Genomic DNA, 19,314 nt, shown 5'->3' with positions numbered 1-19,314 from the left:
CCGATTTTGTGCTGATATCGGTTCACTGAACGAAAATACGCATAGACCTGCCTGCAAGGCTGCGCTATCAGACTCGCAAGTTAACGGAGAGCGACATGGCTGAAGAGGCACGATCCCCATCACCGGCAGGCGCGTCGGCGCGCAGCGGCCCGCTGGCCGGGATTCGCGTGATCGACCTCACCAGCGTCGTGTTCGGTCCCTATGCCACGCAGATCATGGCCGACATGGGCGCCGAGGTCATCAAGGTCGAGCCGCCCGCAGGCGACAACACCCGCTGGATCACCGAAGGCCCGGTTCCAGGCATGGGCGGCATCTACGTCAACGTGAACCGCGGCAAGCGCGGCGTCATGCTGGACCTGCGACAGGAGCAGGACAAGCAGACGCTGCAAAAGCTGATCGCCACCGCCGACGTCTTCATCCATTCGATGCGCGGCAGCGCGATAAGGAAGCTGGGCTTCGACTACGAGTCGGTGCGCGCGCTGCGCCCCGACATCGTCTATACCAACTGCTACGGCTATTCGCGTCGCGGGCCCGAGGGCGACAAGCCCGCCTACGACGACACCATTCAGGCCGAATGCGGCATTCCCTATGTGCAGGGCCTGATGAACGGCGAACCCGGCTACGTCGCCACGATCATGGCCGACAAGGTCGCCGGCCTCCACGCGCTCTACGCCACAATGATGGCGCTCTTTCACCGCGAGCGGACCGGCGAAGGCCAGGAAGTGGAAGTCACCATGTTCGAAGCGATGTCCTCGTTCATGCTGGTCGAGCACGCCAATGGCGCGATGTTCTCGCCTCCGACAACGCCCGCGCACTATCACCGCGCCGTCGAGAAGAACCGCCGCCCCTACAAGACCAGGGACGGCTACGTCGCCGCGCTCGTCTACAACGACAAGCACTGGAACGCCTTCATGGAAGCGATCCAGCCCGAGTGGGCGAGCGACGAGTTCTCCACGCTGGAGAAACGCGCGAAGCAGATCGGCCGCGTCTACGGGCTGCTGGGCGAAACCTTTCTCACCCGGACGACGCAGGAATGGCTCGACACGCTGCAGGCTCTGCACATTCCCTGCGCGCCGCTGCGCTCGACCGACGACCTGTTCGACAACGATCAGCTCAACGCCATCGGCTTCTTCGAGGATGTGGAGACCGCGCAAGGGCCCGTGCGATTCCCGGGCGTGCCGACCTGGTTCTCGGCCACGCCAGGCAAGGTCCACGGCCCCGCCCCGATGCTGGGCGAGGACAATGCGGAAGTGCTGGCCGAACTGGAGGAGAACGCCGAGGCGATTGCTGAGGACGCACATGCCTCCAAATGAACAGCAGTGTTGATTTGAGCAAAAGAGAGCTTAGTCATTCCTGCAAAGCGCGTATCGCGATCACGCCTTGGGAGAGTGACTGAAATCCACCCGCACGGTCCGCTTCGGCAACAGCACGTCCGCTGTCCGGAGCCGTCAATGAAACTTACGCGATTTGAACCGGATCGAGATCGAAGAAAGGCAACCCTATGTACGCAGACGATACCCCGGCAGACCCGACCGCCAAGCCCAAGGGCGTGCCCGTCTACAAGCGCATCCTCGACCTGTTCGAGGCTGAAGGCATCAAGACGCTTTTCGGCATCCCCGATCCCAACTTCGTGCACCTCTTCCTCGAGGCCGAGCGCCGCGGCTGGACCGTCGTGTCGCCGCACCACGAAGCGGCCGCAGGCTTCATGGCCGAAGCCGCCACGCGCATCACCGGCAAGCCCGCGCTCGCCATCGGTACGCTTGGGCCGGGCATGGCGAACATGATGCCCGCGATCCAGTGCTGCAAGGTCGAGAACTCGCCGGTGATTTTCATGGGCGGCCAGCGCGCCCGCATCACCGAGCGCCGCGTGCGCCGTGGTCGCATCCAGTTCGTGCGCCAGGAACCGATGATCGAGGATTCGGTCAAGTATTCGGCTTCGATCGAATATGCCGACCAGACCGACGAGATCATCCGCGAGGCGATCCGCGTTTCCATGTCGGGCACGCCCGGCCCGTCCTACATCGAATATCCGCACCACACCGTGCTGGAAGAGCTGGACGTTCCCGAGGCCCTGCCGCCGCACCGCTATCGCCTGACCATGCAGGGTGCGGACGGTGATCGGGTGGCCGAGGCCGCCGAGATGATCGCCAAGGCAAAGAACCCGATCATCCTTGCCGGTCACGCCGTCTACACCAGCAAGTCGGGCGCGGCCGTCAAGGAGCTCGCACTCAAGATCGGCGCTCCGGTCATCCAGACCTCGGGCGGCACCGCGTTCATCGAGGGTATCGAGGACCGCACCTTCCCTTACGGTTTCTCCGAAGTGTCCATCGATGCCGTGGTCGAAAGCGACCTGTGCATCGCGCTCGGCACCGAGCTGGGCGAGCCGAGCCACTACGGCCGCTGGCGCCACTGGGTGGACAACGAAGCCAACCGCAAGTGGATCTACGTCCAGCAGGATCCGACCGCGATCGGCGTCAACCGCGAGATCGACTGCCCGCTGGTCGGCGACCTGCGCGCCGTCGTGCCGCAGCTCGTGCGCGCGCTGGAAGGCAAGACCCTGCCGGGCCACCCGCGCCTCGAGGAATTCATCAAGGGCGATGCCCAGCAGATAAAGGATCTCGACGAGGAATCGCAGACCCGCGACGACGGCACCGGCAACGTGGCGATGAACACCGCCCGTTTCGTGGTCGAAGCGACCAAGGCCTTCCCGAAGGACGGCATCATGATCCGCGACGGCGGCGCCACGGTGATCTACACCTGGACCTACAACCAGGCCAAGCCGCACGACGTGATCTGGAACCAGAACTACGGCCACATCGGCACCGGCCTGCCCTATGCGACCGGCGCCATGCTCGCCGACCAGGCCGCAACCGGCAAGGTGCGCCCAGGTATGCTGGTGACCTCCGACTCCTCGTTCCTGTTCCACATCGGCGAGCTGGAAGTTGCGGTCCGCAAGAACCTGCCGCTGGTCTGCGTCGTCGGCGTCGACTTCCAGTGGGGTCTCGAGGTCGGCATCTACCGCTCGACCTTCGGCACCGGCACCAACGAGGCCGGCGTCCACTGGTCCGACAAGGTGCGCTTCGACAAGATCGCGGAAGGCTTCGGTGCGCACGGTGATTACATCACCGACGCTGCCGACATCGGCCCGGCCATCAGGAAGGCCTACGAACGCGGCGGTCCGACCGTGATCCACGTGAAGATCGACCCGGTCGCCAATGCCGAGGACAAGCCCCAGTACAGCGAGTTCCGTACCTGGTACGCCGAAGGCACGCAGTAATGGCCGAGTCCGGAAGCCACAGGTTCCGGTACAGCGGAAACCCGGTACACAGCCGGGCTCTACCCCGATAGGATGACGATGCCCGTACTGCCCGGAACGCAGTGCGGGCATTGGTTTTGAAACCCCTGCAGAAATATTGGGAGCAGGACATGCGCAACTACACCCAGTTCTATATCGACGGCCGGTGGGTCGAACCTTCCGCTCCGCGGACGGCGGAAGTCATCAACTCGGCAACAGAGGAAGTTTCGGGCCATATTTCGCTCGGCTCCCCGGCGGACGTCGACAAGGCCGTTGCTGCAGCTCGCAAGGCATTTGCCAGCTACTCGCAGGCTTCGATCAAGGAACGGCTGGAGCTTCTCCAGAATATCCAGGCCGAATACAGCAAGCGCGAACAGGAGCTGGGCGAGGCGATCATGGAAGAGATGGGCGCGCCGCGTCCGCTCGCCTGCGGTTTCCACACCATGCTCGGCAGCGGGCACCTCAACACCGCGATCGAAGTGCTCAAAACCTTCAAGTTCGAGGAAGAGCGCGGCGTCACGCTGATCCGCAAGGAACCGATCGGCGTTTGCGGCCTGATCACGCCGTGGAACTGGCCGATGAACCAGACCTGCGTGAAGATCTTCCCGGCGCTCGCCACTGGGTGCACGATGATCCTCAAGCCGCCGCAACTCGCTCCGTTCTCAGCCCAGATCCTGGCTGAAATCCTTCACGATTCGGGCGTACCGGCGGGCGTATTCAACATGGTGCAGGGCAAGGGCAGCGAGATCGGCACCGCCATGTCCAAGCACGAGGACATCGACATGATCTCCTTCACCGGCTCGGAACCGGTGGGCGTGCAGATCCAGAAGGACGCGGCCGACACCGTGAAGCGCGTCGGCCTGGAACTGGGCGGCAAGAGCCCGTGGATCGTCCTCGACGATGGCGCGATGGCCGATCACGTGGCAGCCGCAACGGCCGGGATGATGGGCAATTCCGGCCAGACCTGCTCGGCCGGTTCGCGCCTGCTGGTGCCCAGTTCGCGCATGGAGGAAGTGAAGAAGGTCGCCGCGGAAGCCGCCAACGGCGTCACCGTGGGCGATCCGAACGGCAACTTCGCAATGGGCCCGGTCGTCTCGAAGAGCCAGTACAACATCATCCAGCAGTACATCGAGAAGGGGCTTGAAGAAGGCGCCGAGCTGATCGCGGGCGGCGCGGGCCGCCCCGAAGGTCTGGACAAGGGCTGGTACGTGAAGCCGACCGTCTTCGTCGGCACCAACGACATGGTCATTGCGCGCGAGGAGATCTTCGGTCCGGTCCTCGTGATCATCGGCTACGACGATCTGGACCACGCCATCGAGATCGCCAACGATTCCATGTTCGGTCTGGGCGGCTACGTGTCGGGCCAGGATCTGGAGGCGTGCCGCGAGTTGTCGCGCAAGATGCGCACCGGCGCTATCTGGATCAACGGCGGCTTCGATTTCACCGCCCCCTTCGGCGGCTACAAGCGCTCGGGCAACGGGCGCGAATGGGGCGATTACGGCTTCGAGGAATATCTCGAAACCAAGGCGATCATCGGCTGGAACCCGGCCTGACCCTTCGAGCGATGTCATGAAGCGGCCCGGATGTCCCACGGCATCCGGGCCGTTTTCGTTTTAGGAGCGACCAACCGGAATTTAACCGATGCCCGTTAGACACCATGGCGATGAGAAAGGATTTCGCCATGGACGGCCCTGTGTTCGATAGTGCGGCCAAGACAGCATTCGCCGAGGCCTATCCGGGGAACACCTGCAAGCTCACCCACCACCTTGCCGACGAGCCGCTGCTGACGCTCGACGCGCTGGCGGATCTCGCCGGCATACTCCCTGCAAACAGTATCGAATACAATCCCGGCACCCTGCCCATCGGCATCGCCCCGGAAGACGTGCCGACGAGCGATCTCGGCGTTGTCGAGACGATCCGCAACATCGGCGAGACCGGTTCGTGGGTGGTGCTCAAGCGCATCGAACAGGTCGGGGCCTATGCCGCGCTGCTGGAACACATTCTCGGCGAACTGACCGACGTGGTCGCGCCGCGCACCGGCGAGATGATGCAGCACGAAGGCTTCATCTTCGTCTCCTCGCCGGGCGCCGTCACGCCTTTCCATTTCGACCCCGAACACAACATCCTGCTGCAACTCACCGGCTCGAAGACGATGACGCTCTTTTCGGTCGAAGACGAAGCGATCAGCCCGCCGAGCGTACATGAAGCCTTCCACTTGGGCGAACACCACCGCAACCTGACCTACCGCGAGGACTTCGCCGAACACGGCACCGCTCTGACCATCGGGCCGGGTGAAGCCATCCACGTTCCGGTCAAGGCGCCGCACTGGGTCCAGGTCGGTCCGGAACCGTCCATTTCGCTGTCGATCACCTGGCGTTCCGAATGGAGCTATGCCGAGGCCGACGCCCGCGCCTTCAACCGGGCCTTGCGCAAGCTCGGCCTCCGGCCCTCCAGCCCGCGCCCATTCCCCTCGCGGAATATGGGCAAGGCGCTTGCATGGCGCGCGATGAGCCGCGCCAATACAATGCTGAAATCGCGTTCCGCGACGTCCTGACGTCAGACGGGCAGCGGCTCGGCCAGCACAAGGTCTTCGAAGTACCGGGCCATCGCATCCACCGCCGTTTCCGTTAGTTCGATGAAGGCGCGGCGCCGGTCGGTATCGTCGCAGACCCGCACGAACAGCCCGGCTTCGACCATCTGGCCGATCCAGCGCAGTGCCGTGGTGGGTGGCACGCCCGAGGCGATGCACAGCGACGTCACCGACACACGCTTGTGTTCGACCCGCGCCGCGACGAGATCCAGCAGCATGTCCCATGCCGGATCGGCAAAGAGATCGCCGTCCAGGAACCGCGCCCGCTGCTGGCGCTGGCGGATGATCTTGCGAACCAGCCGGGCATCGGGAAGCTGGGCGCGCGCCGAAGACCGGGTTGCCTCCGGATGCCGGCCAGCAACCTGCCCGCATCGACCGTCGGCAAAGCGAAAGGCACTTGCTGCAGAAGCATTGCTATCCGGGCCGCCGGGCGCGAACCGCTCGATATGACCGGCGATCTTCCCGACCTGTTCGGACAGACGCAGCAGCATCAGCCGATCTTCGTCCGACAATTCGCGCAGCCGCCCCAGGGGGTGCCCGGCCAGAACCTGCCCCAGCGCTATCACCCGCTCGGCACGGGAGGGATCGACCAGCAGCACCGGCGCGGACTGGTCCATGCAGGAAAAGACCGCGTCGAGCGCATCGACGGTGGTGGACACGATCAACCGCGCGCCGCATCGTGCGGCGCGCATGTCGAGCCGGGCGAGCGCGGCCAGAGCCTCGGCGTCGACCAGGGGGCAATCGATCAGCACGACATCGCCCAGCGGCCGTGCATTTCCTTCAAGCAAGTCGCAAAGCGCGCCGGCCGCGGAAACGACAAGCCCCGCTGCCTGGGCATCATCCCGCAAGGTCTCTCGAAGGTGTGCGCGATCGGCGAAAATCGAGAGCGCGATCGGCGGACCATTTTCAGATGGTTTGCCGCAGGTCGCAGAGGCGTATGCAAAATCGGGCTGGTGGAAATCCGTGTCGTGCATGTGTTCCGACTCCGTGCTTCTTCACGTGAACAGGAGTAGAACAAAATAGGATCAGGTCAAGAATTCCTGCGCCGATCGCGGGTTAAATCCCTGCAAGCCTCACGACCACCAACCGCCGAGCTCCCGCCGGACCAACGCTTCCAGCATCGCCATGCCGGGCCCGCGATCGTTGAGACAGGCCAGCGTGGCATAACGCTCCCCGCCGGCTTCGGAGAAGACTTCGCGTCCGCGGATCGCCAGTTCCTCGAGGGTTTCGACGCAGTCGGCGGAAAAGCCCGGTGCGGCCACGACAAGACGCCGCGTTCCCGAAGCAGCCTCGGCAGCAAGCACCGCTTCCGTTGCGGGTTCGAGCCATTTCGCCCGGCCAAAGCGGGACTGGAAGCTGGTCTCCACGCGTACACCGGGCAAACGCGCCTCCAACCGCTCCAGCAGCAAACGCGATGTCTTGCGACAATGGCAATGATAGGGATCGCCCAGATGCAGCGTCCGTTCGGGCATGCCGTGATAGGACAGCAGCAGCACCTCCGGCACGAAATCGAGCGCCGCGACCTGCGCCACGATGTCCTCCTCGAGAGCGGCGATATAGGCGGGATCGTCGTAGTAGGCCGGCAGAATGCGGACGGCGGGCTGCCAGCGCATCGCGCGCAGTGCATCGGCCAGCTTGTCCATCACCGACGACGTCGTTGCCGCCGAGAATTGCGGATAGAGCGGCGCCACCAGGATGCGCTCGCACCCGCCGTCCTTCATCGCCTGCAGCTTGGAGGGGATAGAGGGATTGCCGTAGCGCATCGCCCAGTCGACCGTCACGCCCTCGCCCAGCCGCTCCTGCAGCTTGTGCGCCTGACCCGCCGTGATCGCGGCCAGCGGCGAGCCCTTGTCAGTCCAGACTTGCGCATAGGCGTGGGCGGACTTGGCGGGCCGCGTGCGCAGGATGATCCCGTGCAGGATCGGCTTCCAGGCAATCGCGGGAATTTCCACCACGCGCGGATCGGACAGGAATTCCGCAAGATAGCGCCGCACGGCAGCAGGCGTGGGTGCATCGGGCGTACCCAGGTTGACCAGCAGCACGCCAATGCCGCCCGAAGCGATGGAAGGGTGGTCAGAGGGAAGCATCACAATTCCTCGTCGAAAAGCGGGAGGCGGCGAAATCGCAGTCCGGTCGCCGAATAGAGCGCATTGGCTACGGCAGGTGCGACCACGGCAACGCCCAGTTCGCCCGGATCGGCGGGCTCTTCGGTACTTTCGATGAATTCCACTTCGATGGCGGGGCAATCGGCCAGTACCGGCAGGTTCATGTCCTTCAGGCGATCTGCCTCGGGCCTGCCATTGCCGTAACGCATCGAGCAACCCAGTACATGACCGAGACCGAAGACAAGACCGCCCTCGATCTGCTGGCGGGCGATGTCGAGATTGACCATGCGACCGATGTCGACGACCGCGCTCAACCTGTCCACCCGCACGCCATTCTCGTCGCGCCGGGCGCTGGCGACACAGGCGATGCGGCCACCGCGGATGACATGACAGGCGATGCCCTGCCCGCTGTTGTCGCCGCCCCCGCCCCACTGTGCCAGCGCGGCGGCTCGCTGCAGGCACTCGGCGAGACGCGGATCCTTGCCCAGCATGGCCATGCGATACGATAGCGGCTCGCGCCCGGCCCGATGCGCCATCTCGTCGACGAAGCTCTCGTTGAAGAAGGCGGTGTATCCGTGAGCATTGCCGCGCAGCCGGGCAGTGGGAAGCGGGATCGTCGCCGGGACATGATCGATCGCGACATTGGGAATGTCGTAGGGCGGAACGGCCCCTTCCAGCGCCAGCGCATCTTCATCGCCTGCCACCGCTTCGATCGCGTCCTGCGCCGTGGCGTCGGAAAACAGCCGCCGGCCGAACTCGCGCGCGGTGGCCGGCAGCGCAACGCGCGCGCGCCATCCGGCAATGCCGCCTTCGGTGTCCGGCCTTGCCGCCATGACGGCAACGACGGGTGTCCGCGGCAAGCCCGCGCGCATTTCCTCCCGGCGCGACCACGTCAACTGCACGGGATGACCGGCCTCCCTGGCCATGATCGCGGCTTCCACGGCATGGCCGAATTCCAGCCGCCGATCGAAACTGCCACCCAGGCCCATCGGATAGAGAACGACATTCGACGGATCGAGGCCGACCGCACGCGCCGCGGCCATGCGCGTCGATTCCGGAGCCTGGGTTCCCACCCAAAGCTCCAGCCGCCCCTCGTCGAACCGCGCCGTGACGCTGGCGGTCTCTATCGTCGCATGGATCGCGGGAGCCACCTCGTAGCGCAATTGCAAGGGCAGCCCGCCCTTGACGATGTCCATGTCGCCCAAGGCATGAAGACGATGCGCTTCGCCTGCGCGCATGGCCTCGTCCATGACGTTGTCGACCTCCGAGGTTTCCAGCCCGGCAGCAACCCTGAACTTCGGTTTCATCCGCGTGAGCGCGGTCTCGGCGGTCCACCAGTCGCGCGCTATGGCCGCGACCCAGTCCTCGCCTTTCACTGTGCGAACGAAGCCTTTCAGCCGCTTGACGGCGTCTTCGTCGACCGTATCCAGAGAGGCGCTGGCGCCCAGCGGCGCGTGGCGGATCGCGGCATGAAGCATGCCGGGCAGACGCACGTCGCCCGCGAAGGTCCACGAACCGTCGACCTTGGATGGCAGGTCGAGCCGAGGATAGCGAAGCGCGGCCGCGCCCGGAAAACCGTTCGGCGCCTCGGCCATCGGCTCGGGTCGAAGCGGCGGCGTGGACGGGGGCTGATAGGCTGCGGCCTGCTCAGCCAGAATGCCGAAGGACAGGCGCTTGCCGTCATGGACCACGAAACCGCCCTGCGCATCGCATTCCTCCCACGCGACATCCCAACGGGCAGCGGCAGCCTGCATCAGCATCGCGCGCGCCGAGGCGGCGGCCGCCCGCGACGGCGCTTCGTAGGCGGCCAGCGACATGCCGTCAGCCGTTGCATTGAACCGATTGCCCTCGGCCCAGCGGCGCGTGATCAGGCCATCGGGATCGTCGCCCAGCGATGGCGCCAGTGGAAACCACAGCGGTGCCCACCGCGCAGCAAGGGGAAGGTTGGCGTAAAGCGCACTGACCGGCGCCGGCTGCACCGCCACCTGCCGCCAGTCGGCGCCGAGTTCGTGGGCGACCACCTGCGGGATCAGGGTCGTTACCCCCTGCCCCATCTCCACTTGCGGCACGGCCACCGAGACGACGCCGTCCTTGCCGATCTTGATCCAGGCATCGAAGGCGTATTCGTCCTTGCCCGGCGCCAGTGGCAGCGAATAGTGGCGCGGGCGGAGATAATAGCCGATTGCCAGGCCGCCACCGGCCAGCGCCCCGATCAGAATGCCGCGGCGCGATATCCCCATCAGCGGCTGTCCAGCCAATCCGCGATGCTGCGAGCCAGCGCTGCAAAAGCTTCCGCCTGAGGTCCCTCGCCCGCGGCGGTAGGCGTTCCGGCATCGCCCTCGCGACGGATCGCGATATCGAGCGGGATGCGTCCCAGAAAGGCCGTATCCATGGTGCGGGCAGCCGCTTCCGCGCCGCCGGCTCCGAAGGGATCGCTCACCTCGCCGCAGTGCGGGCAGATGTAGCCGGCCATGTTCTCGACCACGCCGATCACCGGCACGCCGCCCTTGGCGAACAGTTCCGCCGCGCGGGTCGCGTCCATGAGCGCGAGATCCTGAGGCGTGGAGACGATGACGGCGCCGGCCGGCTTGAACTTCTGCAGCATGGTCAACTGAATGTCCCCGGTGCCGGGGGGCAGGTCGACCACGAGTATCTCGGCATCGTCCCAGTGCCCTTCCAGCAACTGCGTGACCGCGCCGGAGGCCATGGGGCCACGCCAGGCGATGGCCTGCCCGGGATCGGACAAGTGCGCCATTGAGAGCACCGGCACGCCCCATTGGCTCGCGACCGGGACCAGACGATTGTCATGGGCCACCGGCTTCTGCCCCTCCGTACCGAGCAGCCGCGCCTGCGAGGGGCCGTAGATATCGGCATCGACGAGGCCCACCTTGCGCCCGCTGCGCGCCAGGGCAACCGCCAGATTGGTGGCGACGGTGGACTTGCCCACACCGCCCTTGCCCGATCCGACCGCGATGATCTTCTGGACCACCGCCGGCTTTTCCGGCGCGGCTGCGGCAGACTTGTCAGCCATCATCGCCACGCGCACTTCGGCCACGGCTTCATCGCCTGCCAGCGCCTGCCTGACCGAAGCCTCCATCGCTTCACGGTCTCCGGCGGCAAGGCCTGTGGCATCGAGCACCAGCGTCGCCCGCCCTTCCGACAGCCGCAGCGACTGCAAACGGGCAGCGGCGCTCTCCGGAAGCAGGGTTTTCAATCGGTCGCCAGCGTCACTCGTCATGCCTTCTCCTGGTTCGCGCTGCTTTCGCCACAGATTCTTCAATGCGCGCCACATGGCCGCTCAGGTGGCGTACTCGCGGAAAAAGGGCAAGAGAGGCCCTGTATTTTGCGGCGCAGGTTCCTATAGATAGCGGCATGAAAGCTTTCGGTGACGCAATAGCACGCGCGGGACTGGCCATGGCCGGTCGCAACAGCCCCTGGGGCGGTGGGAAAGGCAACGGGGACTCCGGCGATAACGGGGACGACGACACGTCCGGCGAATCCGGAGACCACCCCGGCGACGGTCCCTCCGACAGCAAGGGGCCGCGCAATCCGTGGCTTCCGAGCGGCGAGACCCCGCCGCGCCGTTCCGCCAGTATCGAGGACATCTTCCGTGGTCGCGAACAGCGCCGGTCCGGAGGCGGCGGTCCGCGCGGTCCGGGGGGAGGGTTTCCCAACCTCCCGCGTCGGCCCGACGGAAAGTCGTGGTTGCCGCTGGGCATGGGTCTGGCCGTTGCCGTTCTGCTGGGGCTTTCGATGTTCCACACGATCGGTCCCAAGGAACAGGCCATCGTCACCCGCTTCGGCCAGTACTCGCGCTCGATCGATTCGGGTATCAGCTTCACCCTCCCCTGGCCGGTCGAGCACGTCGACGTGGAGGACGTGCGCTCGTTTCGGGTCGACATGATTCCAGACAACGACAACGAGAAGCTGATGCTGACGAGCGACAAGAACCTCGTCGACCTCAGTTATCTGGTGCGCTGGAACATCAAGAACCTGAAGAACTTCAAGTTCCGCCTCGCCGATCCCGACGAGACGGTGCGCGAAGTGGCAGAGGCGGCGATGCGCGCCTCGATCGCGCAGATCTCGCTCAACGATGCGATTTCGGGCGCCGGCCGCGCGCAAGTGGAACAGGACGTTCGCGAGCGCATGCAGCGCATCCTCGACTACTACAAGTCGGGCGTCGCCGTGCAGGGCGTGGAAATCAAGAAGGCGGACCCGCCGGCGAAGACCAAGGCAGCCTTCGAGCAGGTCACCGTCGCGCAGCAGGAAGCCGAGCGCGACCGTTCCGAGGCACGCGCATGGGCCCAACAGAAGCTGGCCGAAGCGCAGGGCAACGCCTCCGCGTTCAACAAGGTCTACGAGGAATACCGGCTCGCCCCGGAAGTGACGAAACGACGCATGTACTACGAGACAATGGAAGGTGTCGTGCGCGACACGAACACGGTGGTGGCGGAAGGGGACAACGTGACGCCCTATCTGCCGCTCTCGGAAATCCGCCGGCACGCGAACAACGACATGTCTGACGGCTCGACGACCGTCACGGCCAAGGGAGGTCAGTGATGGGAGACGTGTGGCACCAGTACAAGTCCGCGTGGATAGCCGCCGCGGTCATCATCGCGGGGATCCTGCTAAGCCTCATCATCGTGCCGGAAGACGAACAGGCCGTCGTCATCCGCGGCGGTAAGCCGGTCCGCGTCTACAATCCGTTCGTGCCGAACGCGCCATACGGTGAGACCGGTGCCGGTGTGCACTGGCGCATCCCCGGCTACGAGCGCGTCGAGCGCATCGACAAGCGCCTGCTCTCGGTCGACATGCAATCACAGCAGGTTCTTTCGACCGATCAGCAGCGGCTGAATGTCGATGCCTATGCCCGTTACCGCATCATCGATCCGATCAGGATGGTCCAGGCTGCCGGCACCACGGCGCGCGTGACGCAGCAGCTCGAACCGATCCTGTCCTCGGTGGTTCGCCAGGAACTGGGCAAGCGCACTTTCTCGTCGCTGCTCACGGCGGACCGCGGCAAGGCGATGGCCAATATCCGCGATCTGCTCGACCGCGAGGCGCGTGAATACGGCGCGCAGGTGGTCGACGTGCGGATCAAGCGGGCGGACCTGCCCGAAGGGGCCCTCGAAAGCGCTTTCACCCGCATGCGCGCCAGCCGTGAGGAAGAAGCCAAGACGATCAGCGCGCGCGGCCAGCGCGATGCGCAGATCATCCGTGCCGACGCCGAAGCCCAGGCCGCGAAGATATATGCGGAAGCGTTCGGCAAGGACCCCCAATTCTACGATTTCTACCGCGCCATGCAGAGCTATCGGGTTTCCTTCGCGAAGGACGGTGCGGGCAAGACCCTTCTGCTTTCGCCCGACAATGCCTACCTGAAGCACTTCAAGGAGCCGTAATTGGGCCAGAAGGGCCGAAAAAAGGCCAAAATGCCGGTCCTATTCAATCCCGGTTAAGCCGTTAGGGCGTCAATCGGGCCGGGGTCGGATGGATGGCGCATTGACGCCGCCACAATGGAGGAATCAAAGGACGTGAAGCCCGTGCGATATGCTTATGGATTGACGACGGCGCTCCTTCTCGGGGGCGCGACCCTTTCACTCGCGACCGGTTATCCAGCCGGTGCCCAGGTAGCCCAGAACGAGGCGAGCCAGATATCGAAGGTGGTCCCCCGATCCGGGGCTCCGGCCAGCTTCGCCGACCTGACGGAACAGTTGGCGCCTGCGGTGGTGAACATCTCCACCCGCCAGCGTATCAAGGTGCAGAGCAACAACCCCTTCGCCGGCACGCCCTTCGAAGGACTGTTCGGAAATCCGAACGGCGCAGGCCCGCAGACGCGCGAAGCGCAGTCGCTGGGATCGGGCTTCATCATCTCGGCTGACGGTTACGTCGTGACCAACAATCACGTCATCACGGCCGACGGCAAGGGTGAGGTCGAATCGATCACGATCACCATGGCCAACGGCGACGAGTATCCGGCCAAGCTGGTCGGCAAGGACGCCGCTTCAGACCTTGCGGTGCTCAAGATCAGCACCGGAAAAACGCTGCCTTTCGTGAAATTCGGGGATTCGCGCGATGCCCGCGTGGGCGACTGGATCATTGCCATCGGCAACCCGTTCGGGCTCGGCGGTACAGTGACCTCGGGCATCATCTCGGCGGTCTACCGCAACACGGGTGCCGGCGGCGCCTACGACCGCTACCTGCAGACTGATGCCGCCATCAACCGTGGCAACTCGGGCGGACCGATGTTCGACATGAACGGGCAGGTCATCGGTATCAACAACGCGATCTTCTCGCCCACCGGCGGCAGTGTCGGCATCGGCTTTGCCATTCCGGCAGAGACCGCTGCCCCGATCGTGCAGAAGCTGATCAAGGGCGAGGCGATCGAACGCGGGTATCTCGGTGTCCGCATCCAGCCGCTCAATGACGATCTCGCCGATTCGCTGGGTCTCGAGCACAACAAGGGTGAATTCATCCAGGCCGTCGAGCCCGATGGCGCTGCCGCGAAGGCAGGGATCAAGGCGGGCGACGTCATCACCAAGGTCGGCGGCAAGGAAGTCACCAAGGACCAGACGCTGTCCTATCTCGTCGCAAACACCGAGCCGGGCAGCCGCGTGCCGATCGAACTGATCCGCAACGGTCGCAGGATGACGTTGACAGCCACCGTCGACAAGCGGCCGAGCGAGGATGAACTCGCCCAGTCGTTCGCGCCCGACGGCGGACAGGACGACAACCCCTTCAACAACCCGCCGGCCCAGCAGGAACAGGGGTATATCGAGAAAGCCATCGGCCTTTCGGTGACCCCGCTGACCCCGCAAATTGCCCGCCAGCTCGGCGCTTCGGACAGCACCAAGGGCGTCGTCGTGGTTGCCGTCGACCCCAGCTCCGATGCCGGTCAGAAGGGCTTTGCGCGCGGCTTCATCATCCTGTCGGCAAACGGCAGGGACGTGAGCTCGCAGGCCGACCTCGAAGCGGCGATCAAGGCAGCCAAGGCGGACAACCGCTCGGCAGTCCTGCTGCGCGTTCAGCCTCGTGGGCAGTCGCCGATTTTCGTGCCGGTCCGCATTCGCTGATCGCACGCTGGCCCTTCGGGACAAAAATAAGAGCCCGCCGGCACACCCGGCGGGCTCTTTTCATGTCAGGCCGCAATCGCATACATGGCCGGTCCCAGGGCCGGCCTTAGGACCGGTCTCAGAAGTTTCCGGAAGGAGTGCGCGTCGCCGTCGGACGTGGCGAAGGCAGGATCGACTGCGGCGATCCGAGCCCACGCCCCTGGCGCAGGCCGGGATCCTGATCGGGCCCGTCTTGCCCGGTGGCGCGGTCGAGGAAATCGTCGCTCGCAGCAGGCGGCGCCGGTTGCGGCCCGTAGTCCGGCACTTGAGGCGTGCCCGGACCCGGCCCGGGACCAAAGCTTCCATCCTCGTAACGCGGTTGGTCATCAGAACGCACGCCGCTGCCCGGCTGCACAAGGTTCCCGTTCTCGTCGATGTAGTAATAGTCGTCCGGATTGCCCTGGAGATACTCGTCATCGGGTTCGAGCTGCCATTCTGGCAACTGCAGCTTGGTATCGAACTGTTCGACCGGCCGCTTGGCGACAGCGACCTTCATGTAGTCGGCGAAGGCACGCGCCGGCGCATGGCCCCCGAAGAGACCCGACACCGGCTTGGCGTCGTCGCGGCCCATCCAGACGCCCGTGGTCACACCGCTCGAGAAGCCCAGGAACCACCCGTCCTTGTTGGAACTGGTCGTACCGGTCTTGCCCGCAACCGGACGACCGATCTGCGCCGCGCGGCCGGTACCAGTAGCGACTGCCGTCTGCAGCAAGTCGGTGATGCCGGCCGCCACGTAGTGCGGCACCAGTACCTGCCCTTGCACCGACTTGTGCTGGTAGAGCAACTCGCCGTCGCTCGTGGTCACCTTGGTGATACCGTAAGGCTCTACCGACGTGCCGCCCGAAGAGACTTCTGCAAAGGCGCGGGTCATGTCTATCACCCGCACTTCCGAGGTGCCCAGAACCATCGCGGGCCGGGTGTTGATCGGCGAGGTGATGCCGAAGCGGCGGGCCATGCTGGCCACCGTTCCGAAGCCGACTTCGTTGCCGAGCTGTGCCGCCACGGTGTTCTTGGAATAGGCAAACGCCGTGCGCACGTCGATCTCGCCCGCATAGTTGCGTCCCGAGTTCTGCGGGCTCCAGCCATCGATGGTGACCGGTTCGTCCACGACGCGGTCGCTTGGCGTATAGCCCGCCTCGAGCGCCGCCATGTAGACGAACAGCTTCCAGGCGGAACCGGGCTGACGCAAGGCGTTGGTGGCCCGGTTGTAGTTGGAGGTGACATAGTCGGTACCGCCCACCATCGCCAGAACGGCACCGTCGCGGTCCAGGCTGACAAGCGCACCTTGCGCGCCCTTCGGCACGTTGCTGTCGATGGCCTTGGTCGCTGCCTTCTGCATGGCCGGATCGAGCGTGGTCCACACTTCGATCGGCTCATTGGTTTCCGGCAGCAGCATGTCGAGCTGCGGCAAGGCCCAGTCGGTGAAGTACCGGACCGAGTTCTGACCCTTTTCCTTGGCGATCTTGACGTCGGAAAGATCGATGTCCTGCGCCTCCGACGGGGAGATGACGCCATTCTTCGCCATCAGCCCGAGCACCACCTGTCCGCGATCGATCGAAGCCTGGACGTCGGCAGTGGGCGAATAGTTCGACGGCGCTTTCACCAGACCGGCGATGATCGCCGCCTCGGCCGTCGACAGCTCGGTGGCCGGATGGCCGAAGAACTTGCGGCTGGCGGCATCGATTCCGTACGCGCCGCCGCCGAAATAGACCTTGTTGAGATAGAGTTCGAGAATCTGGTCCTTGGAGAACTTGCGCTCCAGCGCCAGCGCAAGAACGGCTTCGCGGGCCTTGCGGCCGAAGGTCTTCGAATTGTTCAGGAAAATATTGCGGGCAAGCTGCTGGGTGATCGTCGAGGCGCCCTGGCGGAAGCTGCCCTTGTCCCACCGCACCTTCACCGCGCGCAGCAGACCGATCGGATCGATGCCGAAGTGATCGCGGAAACGCCGGTCCTCCACCGAGACCATGGCTTCCTTCATGATGTCCGGGATCTGGTCGTACGACAGCCACCTGCCGTAGCTCGGCCCGAGCGAGACCAGTTCCGATCCGTCGCGCGCGCGCACGACGATCATCTGCCCGTTCTGGCTACTCTTAAGCGCACTGTAATCGGGCAGTTCGCGTTCGGTGAAAAAGATCGCCGTACCCAGGAAGATCGCCCCCAGCAGCGCCAGCGCAAAGCCCCAGATCACCGAGGCACGCAGCGCCCGACGCCAGAGCGGCTTTTTCGCGGGACGTCGGGAAGGACCGCTCGACTTGCGGCGCGGGCCGGTATTCTTGGCCATGTGTTAGGTGCAAACCCCTCTTGCGGACGGACTGGTCCGGATGCTTCCTATATCTTGCATGGCGATTTGTAACGCGCGCTTAACGATGCCGGCCAAGGGCGAGCCTATTCTTGCTCGGGTTTGAAATCGAGAGAGGCGCTGTTGATGCAATAACGCAGGCCCGTCGGCCCGGGGCCATCGGGGAACACATGACCGAGATGACCTTCGCACTTGGCGCAGGTCACTTCGGTACGGATCATGCCGTGCGACATGTCACGATGCTCATCGACCGCGCCATCGTCCACCGGAGCCGTGTAGCTCGGCCAGCCCGATCCCGAATTGTACTTTGTGTCGGACGAGAAAAGCGGCGCGCCGCAACCGGCGCAATAATACATGCCCTCGGCCTTGTTCTTTTCATACTTGCCGGTGAAGGCCCGCTCGGTCCCGCCTTCGCGCAGGACGTGGTACTGCTCCGGACTGAGCTTTTCGCGCCACTCGGTGTCGGTGAGGTTGAGCTTGTCGGTCATCGTAGGCTTCTCCTTGCGAAGCGATATGGCTTTTCGGCCCATGCATTTCCAGCCCGATTGCACGGCGTTGGCCTCTCCCCTCGTGGAGAGATTGCCGAGGAACCGCCCCGACGCGTGTTCCGTTGGAGAGAGGTAGACAACGATGGAAGGAGACCTTCCCATGGACGTTACCCTCGCCGCATCCCTGCTGGCCCTGCTGATTATCACTACGATGGCGGCCGGCATCTGGCTTCTGCTGCATTTGACTGCACTCACCGCCGTCTTTCGCGGCAATGCCGACCTCGTCGCGTCTCCCAGCGCACCGCGCGCATCGCGCGGAAAAGTCATAGCCGCCGTCGCCCTATTCAATCTCGGCTGGATCGGGAGCGTGGTGGTCTGGTCATTGGCCATCGGCGCCTGACCGGACATCCGGAGCTGCCGGCGGCATCGGCCAAAGCAAGGCCAGCGGTTTGCTAGAGCCCGGAAAAGAGCGCGAGCATTTCCTGCCACGCCTTGTCGGCGGCATTGGGATCGTAGGCCGGGGAATCGGGAACGCACCATCCATGGTCGGCCGCGAACACCTCGACCTCGGCTGGCCGCCCGGCGGCCTGGGCGGCCTTGCGCAGTTCGGCTTTCTGCTCCGGCTGGCGTTCGTCGTCGTTGCGGGCAATCGCGAAGAGAAAGCTGGCCTGCGTCTGGTCGAGGATGCGATGGGGACTGTCGGGCGCATCGGTGACGAGTCCCGCGCCGTGCAGCGAGGCGGCGGCCTTGACTCGCGACGGAACGGCAGCGGCGGCCCGGACGGTGAATGGGCCGCCCATACAATAGCCGTTGCTGCCGATCCCCTGCTGCTTGTCGACTTCCTCCTGCTGGTCGAGAAAGGCGACGAAGGCCTTCGAATCGCGGGTGATCGCTTCGGGATCGAGTTGCTCCCGCATCGGCTTGATCTTCTCCTGCCCTTCGGGCGTGCGGTATTCCGAAAAGCTGTCCATGACCGGCGCAGGGCTTGAACGGTAGTACTGGTTCACGGCCAGCACGGCATATCCTTCCGCCGCGAGGCTGCGCGCCATGACCTTGAAGACATCGCGCAGTCCCGCGATGTCCGGCCACATCACGATACCGGGATGCGTTCCCTTGGCAGGATGGACGAAGAAGGCATCGCACACGCCATCTGCCGTGGTGATCGAAACCATCTTTTCGCTCACATCGCTGCCGCCATCGGCCTTCACGCCGCCGCTGCACCCCACCAGCGCCATGCCGGCGGCACTCAGCGCGGCAAATTCGCGGCGATTCATGTGGCGGCGCGCAAGGTGCGCGTCCTCGGCCTGAGCGGTAAATTCGTCACACATGCGGGGACCTCCGGTCTTGCCCTTGGCTCGCGCCAGGCTAGCGTGGAGAAAACTCGCTGGCGAGGGGGGAGTTGCACGTTCCTTTCACGAAACCGGCCAG

Annotated in this window: 15 protein-coding genes; 8 read left to right on the top strand and 7 right to left on the bottom strand. The window is 64.8% G+C overall.

The annotated features are described in order from the left end of the window. The first annotated feature begins 95 nt into the window (after positions 1–95). The 4 genes from LK12_RS06845 (at position 96) to LK12_RS06830 (ending at position 5,849) form a co-directional block, all read left to right on the top strand. A complete protein-coding gene (locus LK12_RS06845; RefSeq protein ID WP_052223228.1) occupies positions 96–1,313 on the top strand; it encodes a CaiB/BaiF CoA transferase family protein in 1,218 nt (405 codons plus the stop codon). Positions 1,314–1,501: 188 nt separating this feature from the next. After that, positions 1,502–3,277, top strand: a complete 1,776-nt coding sequence (locus tag LK12_RS06840; RefSeq protein WP_052223227.1) for a thiamine pyrophosphate-binding protein — start codon at positions 1,502–1,504, stop codon at positions 3,275–3,277. A 149-nt stretch (positions 3,278–3,426) separates the two neighbouring features. Next, positions 3,427–4,848, top strand: coding sequence for an aldehyde dehydrogenase family protein (locus LK12_RS06835; protein WP_039280961.1), 1,422 nt, complete (start codon positions 3,427–3,429; stop codon positions 4,846–4,848). 104 nt (positions 4,849–4,952) lie between these two features. Then, entirely contained in the window at positions 4,953–5,849 is an 897-nt protein-coding gene (locus tag LK12_RS06830; RefSeq protein ID WP_231568263.1) for a cupin-like domain-containing protein, read from the top strand. 2 nt (positions 5,850–5,851) lie between these two features. On the opposite strand, the gene LK12_RS06825 is transcribed toward LK12_RS06830, so the two are convergent. The 4 genes from LK12_RS06825 to LK12_RS06810 all read right to left on the bottom strand — a co-directional run bounded on the left by LK12_RS06825 (position 5,852) and on the right by LK12_RS06810 (position 11,228). Continuing rightward, a complete protein-coding gene (locus tag LK12_RS06825; RefSeq protein WP_039280959.1) occupies positions 5,852–6,859 on the bottom strand; it encodes a helix-turn-helix domain-containing protein in 1,008 nt (335 codons plus the stop codon). 99 nt (positions 6,860–6,958) lie between these two features. Beyond that, positions 6,959–7,972 carry a ferrochelatase gene (gene hemH / locus LK12_RS06820; RefSeq protein ID WP_039280957.1) on the bottom strand — a complete coding sequence of 338 codons (1,014 nt, stop codon included), beginning with the start codon at positions 7,970–7,972 and terminating at the stop codon, positions 6,959–6,961. Continuing rightward, positions 7,972–10,230 carry a molybdopterin cofactor-binding domain-containing protein gene (locus LK12_RS06815; protein ID WP_039280954.1) on the bottom strand — a complete coding sequence of 753 codons (2,259 nt, stop codon included), beginning with the start codon at positions 10,228–10,230 and terminating at the stop codon, positions 7,972–7,974. The genes hemH and LK12_RS06815 overlap by 1 nt, the downstream gene beginning before the upstream one ends. Continuing rightward, a complete protein-coding gene (locus LK12_RS06810; RefSeq protein WP_039280952.1) occupies positions 10,230–11,228 on the bottom strand; it encodes an Mrp/NBP35 family ATP-binding protein in 999 nt (332 codons plus the stop codon). Before LK12_RS06810 ends, LK12_RS06815 begins: the two co-directional genes overlap by 1 nt. Before the next feature lie 176 nt (positions 11,229–11,404). On the opposite strand from LK12_RS06810, the gene hflK reads away from it, so the two are divergent. From hflK to LK12_RS06795, 3 genes are all read left to right on the top strand, one after another. Beyond that, positions 11,405–12,550: a protease modulator HflK gene (gene hflK / locus LK12_RS06805; RefSeq protein ID WP_039280951.1), complete on the top strand. Its 1,146-nt coding sequence runs from the start codon at positions 11,405–11,407 to the stop codon at positions 12,548–12,550. Next, positions 12,550–13,389, top strand: a complete 840-nt coding sequence (gene hflC, locus LK12_RS06800; protein WP_039280949.1) for a protease modulator HflC — start codon at positions 12,550–12,552, stop codon at positions 13,387–13,389. Before hflK ends, hflC begins: the two co-directional genes overlap by 1 nt. A 114-nt stretch (positions 13,390–13,503) precedes the next feature. After that, on the top strand, positions 13,504–15,060 hold the full coding sequence (locus tag LK12_RS06795) for a Do family serine endopeptidase (RefSeq protein ID WP_082010394.1): 1,557 nt from the start codon (positions 13,504–13,506) through the stop codon (positions 15,058–15,060). A 118-nt stretch (positions 15,061–15,178) separates the two neighbouring features. Here the strand turns inward: LK12_RS06795 and LK12_RS06790 are convergent, their stop codons facing one another. Together LK12_RS06790 and msrB are read right to left on the bottom strand one after the other, a co-directional pair. Continuing rightward, on the bottom strand, positions 15,179–17,380 hold the full coding sequence (locus LK12_RS06790; RefSeq protein WP_039280947.1) for a transglycosylase domain-containing protein: 2,202 nt from the start codon (positions 17,378–17,380) through the stop codon (positions 15,179–15,181). A gap of 104 nt (positions 17,381–17,484) precedes the next feature. Continuing rightward, positions 17,485–17,886 (bottom strand): peptide-methionine (R)-S-oxide reductase MsrB, encoded by a 402-nt coding sequence (msrB, locus tag LK12_RS06785; protein ID WP_039281657.1) that lies wholly within the window; start codon positions 17,884–17,886, stop codon positions 17,485–17,487. A gap of 160 nt (positions 17,887–18,046) precedes the next feature. Here msrB and LK12_RS06780 point away from each other — a divergent pair, with 160 nt between their 5' ends. Further along, the gene (locus tag LK12_RS06780; RefSeq protein WP_082010422.1) at positions 18,047–18,286 is read left to right on the top strand and encodes a hypothetical protein; all 240 of its coding nucleotides are present in this window, start codon (positions 18,047–18,049) and stop codon (positions 18,284–18,286) included. Between the two features lie 52 nt (positions 18,287–18,338). On the opposite strand, the gene LK12_RS06775 is transcribed toward LK12_RS06780, so the two are convergent. Then, positions 18,339–19,214, bottom strand: a complete 876-nt coding sequence (locus LK12_RS06775) for a dienelactone hydrolase family protein (RefSeq protein ID WP_039280946.1) — start codon at positions 19,212–19,214, stop codon at positions 18,339–18,341. Between the last annotated feature and the right edge of the window lie 100 nt (positions 19,215–19,314).

The sequence above is a fragment of the Novosphingobium malaysiense genome (genome assembly GCF_000802225.1).
GTDB lineage: Bacteria > Pseudomonadota > Alphaproteobacteria > Sphingomonadales > Sphingomonadaceae > Novosphingobium > Novosphingobium malaysiense.
Note: the sequence above shows the minus strand (reverse complement) of the source record. Positions and strands in the feature narration are given on the sequence as shown.